The organism is Halolamina rubra (assembly GCF_000739555.1).
In the GTDB taxonomy this organism is placed as follows: domain Archaea; phylum Halobacteriota; class Halobacteria; order Halobacteriales; family Haloferacaceae; genus Halolamina; species Halolamina rubra.
Map to the genome: position 1 here is coordinate 1 of NZ_BBJN01000043.1, position 12,756 is coordinate 12,756.

11 protein-coding genes, 1 tRNA gene and 1 pseudogene are annotated in these 12,756 nt (G+C 70.3%); 6 read left to right on the plus strand and 7 right to left on the minus strand.

Features of this window, described 5'->3' with window-relative positions:
* From smc to ACP95_RS11890, 4 genes are all read left to right on the plus strand, one after another.
* On the plus strand, positions 1-3,059 hold a 3,059-nt coding region (gene smc / locus ACP95_RS11880), incomplete at its 5' end, for a chromosome segregation protein SMC (protein ID WP_154018535.1).
* A 27-nt stretch (positions 3,060-3,086) separates the two neighbouring features.
* Positions 3,087-4,130, plus strand: coding sequence for a segregation and condensation protein A (locus ACP95_RS11885; protein ID WP_082224674.1), 1,044 nt, complete (start codon positions 3,087-3,089; stop codon positions 4,128-4,130).
* Positions 4,131-4,174: 44 nt separating this feature from the next.
* Entirely contained in the window at positions 4,175-4,345 is a 171-nt protein-coding gene (locus ACP95_RS16150) for a DUF7859 family protein (protein ID WP_202593834.1), read from the plus strand.
* A gap of 67 nt (positions 4,346-4,412) precedes the next feature.
* On the plus strand, positions 4,413-5,537 hold the full coding sequence (locus ACP95_RS11890) for an inorganic phosphate transporter (protein ID WP_394324980.1): 1,125 nt from the start codon (positions 4,413-4,415) through the stop codon (positions 5,535-5,537).
* Here the strand turns inward: ACP95_RS11890 and tgtA are convergent.
* From tgtA to ACP95_RS11915, 5 genes are read right to left on the minus strand one after another with little or no spacing between them, the layout of a single operon-like run.
* Entirely contained in the window at positions 5,534-7,018 is a 1,485-nt protein-coding gene (gene tgtA, locus ACP95_RS11895) for a tRNA guanosine(15) transglycosylase TgtA (RefSeq protein ID WP_049981417.1), read from the minus strand. The two genes, ACP95_RS11890 and tgtA, sit on opposite strands and share 4 nt — an antisense overlap.
* Before the next feature lie 40 nt (positions 7,019-7,058).
* On the minus strand, positions 7,059-7,826 hold the full coding sequence (locus tag ACP95_RS11900) for a CPBP family intramembrane glutamic endopeptidase (RefSeq protein ID WP_049981418.1): 768 nt from the start codon (positions 7,824-7,826) through the stop codon (positions 7,059-7,061).
* A gap of 41 nt (positions 7,827-7,867) precedes the next feature.
* Entirely contained in the window at positions 7,868-8,410 is a 543-nt protein-coding gene (locus ACP95_RS11905) for an NUDIX hydrolase (RefSeq protein WP_049981419.1), read from the minus strand.
* Between the two features lie 58 nt (positions 8,411-8,468).
* Positions 8,469-9,776, minus strand: a complete 1,308-nt coding sequence (locus tag ACP95_RS11910; RefSeq protein ID WP_049981420.1) for an arylsulfotransferase family protein — start codon at positions 9,774-9,776, stop codon at positions 8,469-8,471.
* Between the two features lie 50 nt (positions 9,777-9,826).
* The gene (locus ACP95_RS11915; RefSeq protein WP_049981421.1) at positions 9,827-10,342 is read right to left on the minus strand and encodes an AAA family ATPase; all 516 of its coding nucleotides are present in this window, start codon (positions 10,340-10,342) and stop codon (positions 9,827-9,829) included.
* Between the two features lie 424 nt (positions 10,343-10,766).
* Here ACP95_RS11915 and ACP95_RS11920 point away from each other — a divergent pair, with 424 nt between their 5' ends.
* Entirely contained in the window at positions 10,767-11,318 is a 552-nt protein-coding gene (locus tag ACP95_RS11920) for a hypothetical protein (RefSeq protein WP_049981422.1), read from the plus strand.
* A 124-nt stretch (positions 11,319-11,442) separates the two neighbouring features.
* Here the strand turns inward: ACP95_RS11920 and ACP95_RS11925 are convergent.
* Both ACP95_RS11925 and ACP95_RS11930 read right to left on the minus strand, forming a co-directional pair.
* Positions 11,443-11,515, minus strand: a tRNA-Pro gene (locus ACP95_RS11925).
* 74 nt (positions 11,516-11,589) lie between these two features.
* A complete protein-coding gene (locus tag ACP95_RS11930; RefSeq protein ID WP_049981423.1) occupies positions 11,590-12,369 on the minus strand; it encodes a hypothetical protein in 780 nt (259 codons plus the stop codon).
* 139 nt (positions 12,370-12,508) lie between these two features.
* Here ACP95_RS11930 and ACP95_RS11935 point away from each other — a divergent pair.
* Positions 12,509-12,756 (plus strand): annotated as a pseudogene (locus ACP95_RS11935) (hypothetical protein); the annotation flags it as partial.

Here is a 12,756-nt window from a genome sequence, read left to right on the forward strand (position 1 = left end):
GGGGGATCATCGACGAGATCGCCGGCGTCGCCGAGTTCGACGAGAAGAAAGCCTCCGCCCGCGAGGAGCTGGAGGTCGTCGAGGACCGCATCGGCGAGGCCGAGCTCCGGATCGAGGAGAAGCAGGAGCGCCTCGAGCAGCTGGCCGACGAGCGCGAGACCGCCCTCGAGTACCAGGAGCTCCGCGACGAGCGCGAAGAGTACGAGGGCTACCTCCGGGCGGCCGAACTCGAGGAGAAACGCGAGGACCTCGCGCGGACCGAGGCGAAGATCGAGTCCGCCGAGGACGACCTCGAGGAGAAACGCACCGCGCTCGACGAGGCCGAGGGGAAGCTCTCCCGGCTGGAGGCGGAGCTCGACGAGCTCGACAGCGAGATCGAGCGCACCGGCGAGGACGAGCAGCTCCGGGTGAAAAGCGAGATCGAGGAGATCAAAGGCGAGATCGCCCGGCTCGAGGACCGCATCGAGGCCAACGAGGAGCGCATCGAGGAGGCCGAGGCCGAACGCCGGAGCGCCTTCGTCGACATCGACCGGAAGGAGGAGGAGATCGAGGAGCTCGACGACGAGATCCGGGAGCTGAAAGTCGAGAAGGCGAACGTCAAGAGCGACATCGTCTCGAAGGAGACCGAACTGGAGGAGGTCGAGACCGAGATCGAGAACGTCGACACCGCGTTCGACGAGCTCAAGGCCGACCTCGAACGCGAGAAGGAGGCCCTGGAGTCGCTGCGCGAGGCGAAAAACGAGAAACAGCGCGAGAAGGACCGCCTGCTGGACGAGGCGCGGCGGCGCTCCAACCGCGTCAGCGACCGCGAGGACGAGCTCGAGGAGGTCCGGAACTCGCTGCCGGATCTCCGGGCGCGGGTGTCGAACCTCCACTCGGAGCTGGACAAAGCCGAGAAGAACGAGTCCAAAGCCGAGTCGATGGTCGGCGACCTCAAGGAACGCAAACGGGAGCTCAACGGCGACCTCTCCGAGGTCGACGAGGAGCTCCGCGAGCTCCGCAACGAGTACGCCGAGCTGGAGGCCAAAGCGAGCGACACCGGCGACAGCTCCTGGCCCCGCGCGGTGACGACGATCAAGAACGCCGGCATGAGCGGCGTCCACGGCCCCGTGGGCGAGCTCGCGTCGGTTCCCCGCGAGTACGCGGAGGCGTGTGAGACCGCCGCGGGCGGCCGGCTCGCGAACGTCGTCGTCGACGACGACGGCGTCGGCTCCTCCTGTATCGACTACCTGAAGTCACGGAACGCGGGGCGGGCGACGTTCCTCCCGATGACGGAGATGGACGACCGCCGCCTGCCCAACGAGCCGAACGACCCCGGCGTCGTCGGCTTCGCCCGCGAGCTCGTCGACTACGACAGCCGCTACTCGGGCATCTTCTCGTACGTCCTCGGCTCGACGCTGGTCGTCGAGGACATGGAGACCGCCCGCCACTTCATGGGCGACTTCCGGATGGTGACCCTCGACGGCGACCTCGTCGAGAAGTCCGGCGCCATGACCGGCGGCTCCGGCGGCGGCTCGCGCTACTCGTTCTCGAAGTCCGGCGGCGGCCGGCTGGAGCGACTCGCCGAGGAGATCCACGACCTCGAGGAGGAGCGTCAGTCGATCCAGGACGACCTGGACGAGGTCGAGAGCGATCTCACGGACGCCCGCGAGCGCAAGAGCGCGGCCGCCGAGAAGGTCCGCGAGATCGAGGCCGACGTGGAAGACGCCGAGGAGGACGTGACGGAGGCCGAGGAGCGCATCGAGGAGCTGGAGGCCGAACTCGAGGAGCTCCGCGAGGAGCGCGAGGAAGTCGACGCGGAGATGACCGAGCTCGACGAGGAGATCGCGGATCTCGACGACCGCATCGCGGCCGCCGAGGACTCCATCGCGGAGATCGAGGCCGAGATGGCCGACTCGAAGATCCCCGAGCTCTCCGCCCGGGCCGACGAGATCCGGGAGGAGATCGACGAGCTGGAGGACCGCAGCGACGACCTCGACGCCGAGATCGCCGACCGCCGGCGCGAGAAGGAGTACGCCGAGGAGTCGCTGGAGGATCTCCACGACACCGTCGAGGCGGCCCAGAACAAGAAGGCCGAACTCGAGGACGACATCGCGGAGTTCGAGGAGGGGATCGAGGCGAAGGAGGCGACGCTCGAGGAGAAACACGAGAAAGTCGCCGAACTCGAGGAGCAGCTCGCCGAGCTCAAAGAAGAGCGCGAGGAGCTCAAAGCCGAGGTCCGGGAGGCCCGCACCGAGCGCAACGACCGGCAGGACGAGGTCGACCGCGTGGAGAGCCGGCTCGACTCGCTGCAGGGCAGCGCCACAGAGCTTGAGGCGGAGATCGCCGAACTCGAGAGCCAGGTCGACGAGTACGACGCCGAGGAGATCCCCGACCACGACGAGGTCGAGGCCGAGATCGAGCGCCTGACCGAGGCGATGGAGGAGCTGGAGCCGGTGAACATGCTCGCCATCGACGAGTACGACGAGGTCGAGGCGGATCTCGACGAGCTCACCGAGCAGCGCGAGGTGCTGGTCGAGGAGCGCGACGGGATCGAGGAGCGCATCGAGGGGTTCGAGCAGCAGAAGAAACAGACGTTCATGGACGCCTTCGAGGCGATCGACGAGCAGTTCCAGCGCATCTTCTCGCGGCTCTCGGACGGCTCCGGCGAGCTCGTGCTCGAGGACCCCGAGAACCCGTTCGAGGAGGGGCTGACGATGAAGGCCCAGCCCGCGGACAAACCGGTCCAGCGGCTCGACGCGATGAGCGGCGGGGAGAAGTCGCTGACCGCGCTGGCGTTCATCTTCGCGATCCAGCGCCACAACCCCGCGCCGTTCTACGCGCTGGACGAAATCGACGCGTTCCTCGACGCGGTCAACGCCGAGCGCGTCGGCGAGATGGTCGACGACCTCGCGGGCGAGGCGCAGTTCGTCGTCGTCAGCCACCGCTCGGCGCTGCTCGACCGCTCCGAGCGCGCCATCGGCGTCACGATGCAGGAGAACAACGTCTCCGCGGTCACGGGGATCGACCTCGCCGAGGGCGAGACGCCGGAGGCGGAGGTGGCGACCGACGATGATTAGCGGTCGTGGTGGTTCGGGAGGCCGCCCATGAGCGACGAGGAGTTCTCGCTCGACCTCGCGTCGGATCGCCCCGAGCGCGGCGAGCCGGGCGTCGACGACGACCTCGTGAGCGACGACGCCCGCCCCGACGAGGCGGCGTCGGCCGACGAGGGGGAGGTCGAGCCGGTCGAGGTGCTCGTCTCCCTGGCCGAGGAGGGCGAGATCGACCCGTGGGACATCGACATCGTCGCCGTCACCGACGCGTTCCTCGCGGAGCTCGACGAGGCCGACCTCCGGGCCTCCGGGCGGGCGCTGTTCTACGCCTCCGTCCTGCTGCGGATGAAGTCCGACGCGATGCTGAGCGACGACGAGCCCGAGGAGCCGGCGCCCGAGCCCTGGGAGGTCGCGATGACCGACGAGGCGCCCCCGCCCGGCGCCGACGACGGGTTCGACCCCGTCGACCAGCTGGAGGCCGAGATGGACCGCCGGCTCGAACGGAAATCCACCCGCGGGACGCCGGAGACGCTGGACGAGCTCGTCCGGGAGCTCCGCGACGCCGAGCGCGGCAGCTGGTGGAAGGAGTCCCGGAGCTACGACACGAGCGAGTCGCCGCAGGGGTACTCGCGGGGGCCACAGACGCTCGACTACCACGCCGGCGACGACTTCCGCCGCGACGAGGAGCCGACCGAGGACGACGTGACCGGCACCACCCACACCGAGGACATCGACGAGGTGATCGCCGACGTGGAGGCGGCGCTGCTCGAGCGCTACGACCGCGGCCGCGACGAGGTGCTGTTCGCGGAGGTCCGCGAGGCGGGCGGCCGGCCGGTGATGACGTACCTCGCCCTCCTCTTCCTCTCGAACCGCGGCGACGTGCGGCTGAACCAGGACGACCTGTTCGGCGACCTCTGGGTGCAGGACCCGGACGCCGTCGACGCCGAGGGGCCTGGCGGCGCCGGCGTCGTCGAGGACGACGAGGAGGCGGCAGCGAGCGAGGGGTCGGCGACGGGCGAGGCGGCCGACGACGCCGACACCGCCGCCGACCCGACCGAGTCGGCGGCCGCGGGCGACTCCGCGGCCGCGGAGGACTGAGCCCCCGCCGAAACGCCTAACCGACCGCCGGGAGAACCTCGCGTATGGTCGCTCCAGCCAACGTCGCGGGCGAGGCGCTGGATTTCCTCGTCTCCAACCCGCTGTTCACCGTCGTGCTCGTCGGGATGCTGGGGTTCGTCTTCTTCATGTATCTGTTAGTGCGCCGGACGCTGCTCGGACTGCGCGAAGGCTACGACAGCGGGAAAGGCCGATGACGGAGGAGCCGTGGTAGATCCGCTGACGATCGGGACGGCGCTGGTCGCCGCGGTCGCCAGCCTGTTCATGGCGTGGGCGATCGGCGCCGGCTCCTCGGGGTCGACGCCGTTCGCCCCCGCGGTCGGCGCGAACGCCATCTCCGTGATGCGGGCCGGGCTGATCGTCGGGATTCTGGGCTTCGCCGGCGCGGTGCTGCAGGGCCAGAGCGTCACCGAGGCGGTCGGCTCCGAGCTCGTCGGCGGCGTCGCGCTGACCGCCCTCGCGGCCACGGTCGCGCTGCTGATCGCGGCCGTGCTCGTCGCGCTGGGCGTGTTCAAGGGGTACCCGATCGCGACCGCGTTCACCGTCACCGGCGCCGTCGTCGGCGTCGGCCTCGCGATGGGCGGCGAGCCCGCGTGGGCGAAGTACCGCGAGATCGTCGCGCTGTGGGTGCTCACGCCGTTCGTCGGCGGCGGGATCGCCTACGGCACCGCCCGCCTGCTGCGCTCGGAGCACGTCCCCGAGCGCGTGTTGGTGCCAACGCTCGCGGGGCTCGTCGGCGTCCTCGTCGCCAACATCGGCTTCGCGCTGCTCGGGCCGGCCGACGGCAGCGGCTCGATCGCCGGCGAGATTGCGCGCTCCCTCGGCGCCGACGGGACGCTCGGTCGCGGCGGGGTCACGCTCGCGCTCGCCGTCCTGGTCGGCCTCGCGCTCGCGGCCGACACGCGCCGGGACGCCGACGGCGCCCAGCGTCGGTTCCTGCTCGCGCTCGGCGGGCTCGTCGCCTTCTCCGCCGGCGGCTCGCAGGTCGGGCTGGCGATCGGCCCGCTGGTGCCGCTGCTCGACACGTTCCAGTCGATCCCGATCGTCGCGCTCCTGCTCGGCGGCGGGCTGGGGCTGCTCGCGGGCTCGTGGACCGGCGCGCCGCGGATGATCAAGGCGCTGGCCCAGGACTACTCCAGCCTCGGCCCGCGGCGCTCGATCGCCGCGCTGATCCCGAGCTTCGCGATCGCCCAGACCGCCGTCGCGTTCGGCATCCCCGTCTCGTTCAACGAGATCATCGTCTCCGCGATCGTCGGCTCGGGGTACGCCGCCGGCGGCGCCGGGGTGAGCCGGAAGAAGATGCTTTTCACCGTGCTCGCCTGGATCGGCTCGCTCGCGCTCTCGCTCCTGCTGAGCTACGCCGCCATGGCGGCGATCGAGTCGCTCTAGGGCTCGCCGAGCGTCGAGAGGTCCTCGGTTTCGAGCCCGTCCGGTAGCGCCGCCAGCGCCTCCTCGGGCCAGTCGTCGTGGCCCAGCGTGAACGTCGTCTCCGGGTTCGCCGCCGCGAGCGCGTCGACGCCGTCGGCGGCGGCGACGTACGCGGCCGTCTCCATCCGCTCGGGCGTCTCGGCGTGCAGCGGGTACGTCTCCGAGAGCGACGGCGGGAACGGGCCGAAAGGTGGCTCGACCCGCCAGACGGCGTCGTGGTCGTGCTCGGCGGGCTCGCCGAACTCCGTCAGCAGCACCTTCTCGGGCGTTTCCAGGCGTCCGAGGCGTTCGTGGTGTCGGAGCACCTCCGGGCGCCGGGCGCTCTCCGCCGAGGTGTAGAAGAACGTCCCCTTCGAGACGCGGTCGCTGGCCTCGAGCTGGTCGGCGTGATCGAGCAGCGCCTTGTAGCCGTCGGCGCTGGCGGGGTGGGCGCGGGCGCGCTGCTCGACCAGTTCGAGCAGGCTCCCCTCCCGGATCGCCTGCCGGACGCGGCGGATCTCCGCGAACGTGACGTGCAGGTTGTGCTCGGCGAGCGCGTTCTCCCGCTCGCGCTCGTCGAGGTCACGGAGGGAGTCGGGGTCGTGCTCGGTACAGATCGGGCAGGGACAGGGGAGGTAGGCGAGGTCCTCCAACTGCTCGGTGCCCCGAACCGTCAGGTAGCGGCCGTCGCGGGCGTACAGCGCGTACGCCGCGGAGTCGAACAGGTCACAGCCGACCGCGGCCGCGAGCGCGAACATCATGGGGTGGCCCGCGCCGAACAGGTGGACCGGGCAGTCGGCGCCCAGCCCGCGCTTGGCGGCGGCGGCCACGTCGATCATGTCGTCGTAGCGGTAGCTGTTGAGGAGGGGGACGACGGCGCCGACGGGGAACACGTCGAGATCCGTGCCTGCGGCGTGGGCGCCAGCCTGCTCGCGCAGGTCGGTGTACGTCGAGCCCTGGACGGGCGCGTTCACCAGCATCTCGCCGGTGTCGACGGCCTCGGCGTCGGCGAGCGCCGCCTCGGTCGCCGCGAGCTCCTCCTCGGCCTGCTCGCGGGAGACGTCCGGCGGCGTCGGGATGTCGACGGGCGTGCCGACGTCGGAGCCGATCTCGTGCTGGAACTCGAGGATCTCGGTGGTGGTGGTGTCGATCTCGCCGTACTCGGCCAGTTGGAACGAGCCGGAGTCGGTGACGATGGCGCCCGGGAAGTCGAGCATCTCGTGGAGCCCCTCCCGCTCGGCGCGCTCCCGGAGGTCGTCGGTGTTGCGGATGATGTAGGAGTTGGTGATCAGGATCTCGGCGCCGAACTCGTCGTGGAGCCGGCGCGGGGGGATCGTCTGGAGATTTGGGTTGACCACCGGCATCAGCGCCGGCGTCTCGACGGTGACGCCCGCCCGGGGCACCGTCAGTCGGCCGACGCGGGCCAGCCCGTCGCTGGCCCGGATCTCGAAGGCGTCGCGCATGGGGCGAGTTGCGGCGCCCCGGCGTAAGGGGGTTCCGTTGTCAGGGCAGCACCGCGACGACGGTCGCGGCGGCGTTCCCGCTCGCCTCGACGCTGCCGGTCGCCATCGCGTACAGCGCGAGGAAGATGATCGCGTCGTACGTGCCGTGGACGAGGATCGGCACCACGAGGTTCCGGGTGTACTCGTACAGCGCGCCGAGCAGCAGGCTCGGCCCCATCAGCCCGAGGAGCGTCACCGCGACCGCGGAGGCGTCGGAGCCGACCAGCGAGGTGACGTGGATCACCGCGAAGATCACGCTCGCCAGGAACACGCCGGATTTCGGGCCGAACGACTCGCGGATGCGGTTCTGGACGACGCCCCGGAAGAGGAGCTCCTCGCCCGGCCCGATCAGGAGGTACGCGCCGGGCAGCAGGTAGAGCACGATCTCGGGGTTCTCCATCGCCATGCTCGCGACCTGGTTCTCCGCGGACTCGGTGCCCGTCGACTGGAGGATCGTGCCGAGGACGAGCAGGTACGCCATCGACGCCACGAGCGCGGCGATCACCAGCCCGAGCTCCTTGACCGAGGGGATCTCGAGCCCCAGCGAGCGCAGCGGGATCCCCCGATACCGGAGGTAGAGCAGGGCGGTGCCCATGAACCCGACACCGGTCAGGAGCAGCAGGGAGAGGACGATGTTCAACACCGGCGTGATCTCGACGCCGCCGACGGTCAACAGGAGCGCGACGAGGAGGGCCAGCACGCTGCCACCCACCAGTCCGGTGACGCCGATGCCGACGCCGACACCGACAGCACGGAGCCGTGAGTACATACTCGCCTTCCGGGCGCGGGACCCCTAAGTCGTTCCCCTCGTCAGTCGAGCTCGTACCGACTCACCGCCAGCGCCGCCCGGCCGTCGCGGATCTCGCCGTCCCGGACCGCGGCGACGAGCTCGTCGTAGTCGACGGTCAGGCTCCGGATGCTCTCGTCGTGGTCGAGCTCCTGCTCGGCGGCCGGCGCACAGCCCCGGGCGACGAACGTGTGGTGGGTCGAGTTCGCGATCCCGTTGACCGGCTCGGTCGTACAGAGGTGGGTCATCGAGTCCGCGACGTAGCCCGTCTCCTCCCGGAGCTCGCGCCGGGCGGCGGCCTCGAGATCGTCCTCCGCGGGTTCGACGCCGCCGGCGGGGAGCCCCCGGTTGACGCGGCCGACCGCCTGTCGCCACTCCTCGATCAGCACGACCTCGTCGCCGCCGGGGAGGAAGGGGAGCACGACCACCGTCTCGACCTCCTCGACGTGGTGGTACTCCGTCTCGGTGCCGTCGGGGAGCGCCACGTCGTCGCGGCGGACGGCGAAGCCCGGACAGCGGTACTCTATCTCGGAGTCGAGCGTCTCCCACGCGAGCTCGTCGGTCATAGCGGGGAGCGCGGCGCGGTCGGGCAAAAAGCCGGGCGGTCCGGTCGCGGCGTCGACGCTACCGCGACCGCCAGAGGTCCCGGGCGCCGACGCCGGCGACGCCGACGGAGAGCAGCGTCATCCCCAGCTGGGCGCCGTTGAACCAGAACGGCAGCCACGGGAACACGCCGGGCAGCAGCGCCGCGGCGTTTGAGAGCAGCGGGATGCCGGCGCCGGCGCCCTGGTTCGGCGACTCGCCGACGTACCACTCGCCCTCGGGCGGCTCACCCTGCGGCTCGCGGTCGGCCTCGTAGGGGATGCGGTCGGTCGAGATCGACCAGACGACCGTTCCGTTGGGCGTGATCTCGAAGACGCGCGTGTTGAGCGTGTCCGTCACCAGCGTGTTGCCGTTCGCGAGCCGGTCGGCGTCGCGGGGCCAGTCGAGCTCGATGCCGCCGGCGCGTTCGAGCGTCCAGGCGACCTCCCACTCGCCGTTCTCGCGGTGGAGTTCGACGACGCGGTCGTTGTCGCTGTCGGCGACGAGCACGGCGGCCTCGCTGTCGCCGGTCGGGTCGCCGCCGAGCCACTGCGGGTTGTGCTGGTGGTCGAGCACCTCGGGGTCGCCACAGCGCACCTCGCCGTCGCCGTCGGTGTCGGCGAGCTGGCCGTCGTGGGTGCAGGAGGCGTCGCTGCCGCCGGTGTCGGCGTTGATCGTCTCCACGACGCCGTCCTGGCGGTCGACGACGAGGATCTGGTTGGCGTTGCGCACCGAGACGAGGTACTGGCCCTCGCCGATCACGTCCACGTCGTTGATGTGGAGCCAGTCGACCTGCGTGGCGTCGTCGGGCGCGTCGTAGTAGCTGCTGGCGTTCCAGCGCCAGACGACCTCGCCGTTCTTCACGATGCGCAGCCCCTCGTGCTCCATGTCGCTGAGGAGGTACTCGCCGTCGTCGAGTTTCTCGACGTCGTGCACCTCGCTGTTGCTGCTGCTCCGGACGGGGAAGGAGTACTCGTACTCGATCGACTCCGTCTCGGGGTCGAGGATCCGGAAGCCGGTGTGAGTGCAGGGCGACTCGTAGGGGCCACAGTCCTCGTAGCCGCCGTCCATGAACCCGGCCATCACGCTTCCGTTGTCGAGTTCGGTCACGTCGAAGTAGCTGTCCGTGTCGTCGAGGCGCCACGCCAGGTCGTTGCCCTCGTAGGCGGCGACGCTGCCGTACTGGTGCCAGCCGACGCCGCCGCCCTGGATCCCGACCAGGGTCCGGCGCTCGTCGTCGGTGCCGGCGACCGCGGTGTCGGGCGCGAGCGCGGCGCTCGCACCCATCGTCGCGAGGAGGAGGGCCACGGCGGCGACCACGAGGACCGCGCCGCGTGTCTTCGTGTCCATTACCGTACTCTCGATAGCCGGCGGGGGATAACGTTTGCGAGGGCGGGGGCTCAGGCGGTCGCCGCGGCGCGGAACGCCTCGTCGACGGTCTCGAGGGTGTCCGCGAGCTCGCCGGAGTTGTCGACGACGACGTGGTCGTCGCGCTCGATCGGCTCGAACTCGGCTTTCAGCTGGTTGTAGACGGAGAAGTCGGCGTCGCTCTCGTCGTCCTCGTGGCGCTGGCGCTCCCGGATGCGCTCGCGGACGACCGGCTCCGCACACGTCACTTCGACGAGTCGGTGTTCGGTGTCGGTCTCGGCGGCGACGTCGGCGGCGCGCTCGCGCCGTTCCCGTCGCCGGAACGTGGCGTCGAGGACGACGTGCTCGCCGGCCTCGAGTCGGTCACGCGCCCGCTCGAACAGTTCGTCGTACACCGCTTCGGACTCCGAGGCCGCGTACGTCGGCTCGGGGAACAGTTCCTTCCGCACCACGTCGGTCCGCAGCAGGCCCGCCGGGAGCAGCTCGGCGATGCGCTCGGCCACCGTCGATTTGCCGGTGCCGGGGAGCCCGCAGACCAGGACGAGCATTCGGTCCGAGAACCGTGGGGCGCGCACTAATAGTCAGCGTTTCGGGGTGGGGGTGTGGCGGCCTGGCGGACGCTCGACGGCTTCAGGACCGGCTCGTACTGTGCGGGAGTCAGGAAGTTCCTACTCGGGTGTCGCAGGCCCGCCCCGGAAACAGGTCGGATCTAACAAAGCACGGCGCACCACGACTCGGAGGCACCGACGAGGCCCCCTCCGGCCGCCGTCAGTGCGCTACCGGGGGTGTCGAGCCCTCCCGGTCGAGAACCATGGATCCCGCGAGCCGCCAACTTCCCCGCCCCGAGAAACCGGCGCGTCGACGCGGGCCTGCCCTGCGGAGTTGCATCGACGCCGGACCGAGGGGCATCAGGACGGCCGATCGCTCCCCGGTAGTACGGCGAGGCCACCGGACGGGAGACCGCGCACCGCCATGACCCGGGACCGTTCGTTCCTGGTCGCGCTGGTCGTGGCGCCGCTCCTGATCGGCGTGGAGCTACTGATCCACGAACTCCTGCACGTCGCGATCAACCTCTCGGTGACCGGCTCGCTCGCGTCCTGTGGCCTCGGCCCGTTGACGGTCCGCGACGGGCGACTCTGGACGTGTTACGCCGAGGCGGGCGTCGGCCCGTGGAACGATCTCGTCACACCGGTGGTAATGGCGGCGTCCGGGGTCGCCCTGATGCACTACTCGGCGTCGATTCGGCGGGACGGCGTTCGCCGGGGTGTTCTCGTCGCCGGCGCCGCAATCACCCTGTACGAATCACTGTACGCAGTGGGCGCACTCGGGCCGCCGATCGTGTGGGCCCAGCACCCAGAGCTCAGCTCCGACGGGCTCGACGCGATCCGGGCGTTCGGTCCGACGGCGATCCTTCCGGGGCTTACGGTTTGTGCGGTCGGGTTCTGGGTACTGGTGAGCCGTGTCAGCGAGCGACCGCCGTCCCAGAGTTTGGTGGAGGGGACGAGAGACGAGGCGGAGGACTGACTCCGTCCGTGAGAAGTTGGGAGGGGAAGTGGCCGCGAACCTCGAACTACGGGAGACGAGCGCGGCGAGCCGCTCGTACTCGGAACGCCTCGCTGTCACTCGTCGTTGCGAAGTGGGGTGAAAATGGGCCGGCGCGAATTCGAATCGCGGTTACGGCCACCCGAAGGCCGAAGGATACCAAGCTACCCCACCGGCCCGCAGTCGAAACGACGGACCCGGCGAGGTTAAGGGTTACCATTCACTGCCCGGCGGGGGCGTCGACGCCGCCCGATCAGGCGTAGTCGAAGCCCGAGTCGTCGTCGAGTCGCTCGACGCCGTCGTCGTCGGCATCGGTCGTCGTCGCCACCCCGCTGGAGAGCTGCTGGTAGGCCGCGACCAGCACCGCGATCGAGAAGATGCTCACGAACCCGGAGACGACGTAGTTGAGCACCGTCCCCACGATCGGGCTCACAAACGCTACGACGGCGGTGGGGATGCTGGCCAGCAGGCTGATCACGAACAGCACGATCCCGAGCCCGAACAGCGAGAACCGGTTCCCCTTCGCGAGCGACCAGCTGGAGCCGAGCGCCTCGAACGGCCCCTCACCCTCGACGGCGACGAACACCTGCGTGAAGATCAGGCTCACGAGCAGGAACAGCCCCGGGATGATCAGCAGGACGAAGCCGATCGCCACCGCGATCCCTTGCACGATCAGCGCGATCACGAGGAACACCCACGTCTTCAGCATGTCGTCGGCGACGCCGCCCGGGATCGAGCCGAGCTCGGCGGCGTCGTGGGCGACCGCCCGCAGCACCACGATCGTCAGCGCGACGTTGAGGATCCCGCCCAGCGTCGCCAGCGCGGCGCCGCCGGCGACGCCGATCGGCAGCGACAGCGTCGTCGTCGCCATCCCCGAGGTTCCCGCGGGGGTCTCGAAGGCGGCGATCGCCGAGTTCGTGCCGAGCGCGGTCAGCAACTGCAGCGCGATGTAGATCACGGCCAACTGGACGCCGGCCGCCGTCGTCAGCTTCTCCGCACCCGTCGAGAGGGCGTCTCCGATGTTCAGGGACATGACACCCTCTGGCGAGAGGCAGTTAAAAACGGTTTTGATAGCGCTATGCTACCACGCCCGTCCCGGCCGGCGTCGCCGACCAGTAAGGCTGGTGACGCGAGCCGGAGTTACTTATGTGACCGCCCAGTAGCCACCCACGATGGAGGAGGAGCAGCCCCGATCACTCCCGACCGAACTGGACCGCTGGCTCGACGATCGGGCCGCTGAGACCGGCCGGGAGCGTGAGGAGGTGCTCGCCCGCGCCGTCGCGACCCACCGGGTTCTCACCGACGCCGAGGACGCGACGGACGTGCCGCCGCTGGAGCAGCAGCTCGGGGAGCTGACCGACCGCGTCGACGAGCTCGATGCCGACACCGACGAGCGGATCGAGGACGTGCGGGACCGCGT

Excerpts from the sequence above, each read along its gene's own strand:
- ACP95_RS11885 (WP_082224674.1), top strand. The coding sequence starts at position 3,087 with ATGAGCGACGAGGAGTTCTCGCTCGACCTCGCGTCGGATCGCCCCGAG.
- ACP95_RS16150 (WP_202593834.1), top strand. The coding sequence starts at position 4,175 with ATGGTCGCTCCAGCCAACGTCGCGGGCGAGGCGCTGGATTTCCTCGTC.
- ACP95_RS11905 (WP_049981419.1), bottom strand. The coding sequence starts at position 8,410 with ATGACCGACGAGCTCGCGTGGGAGACGCTCGACTCCGAGATAGAGTAC.
- ACP95_RS11920 (WP_049981422.1), top strand. The coding sequence starts at position 10,767 with ATGACCCGGGACCGTTCGTTCCTGGTCGCGCTGGTCGTGGCGCCGCTC.
- ACP95_RS11890 (WP_394324980.1), top strand. The coding sequence starts at position 4,413 with ATGGCGTGGGCGATCGGCGCCGGCTCCTCGGGGTCGACGCCGTTCGCC.
- ACP95_RS11915 (WP_049981421.1), bottom strand. The coding sequence starts at position 10,342 with ATGCTCGTCCTGGTCTGCGGGCTCCCCGGCACCGGCAAATCGACGGTG.
- tgtA (WP_049981417.1), bottom strand. The coding sequence starts at position 7,018 with ATGCGCGACGCCTTCGAGATCCGGGCCAGCGACGGGCTGGCCCGCGTC.
- ACP95_RS11900 (WP_049981418.1), bottom strand. The coding sequence starts at position 7,826 with ATGTACTCACGGCTCCGTGCTGTCGGTGTCGGCGTCGGCATCGGCGTC.
- ACP95_RS11930 (WP_049981423.1), bottom strand. The coding sequence starts at position 12,369 with ATGTCCCTGAACATCGGAGACGCCCTCTCGACGGGTGCGGAGAAGCTG.
- ACP95_RS11910 (WP_049981420.1), bottom strand. The coding sequence starts at position 9,776 with ATGGACACGAAGACACGCGGCGCGGTCCTCGTGGTCGCCGCCGTGGCC.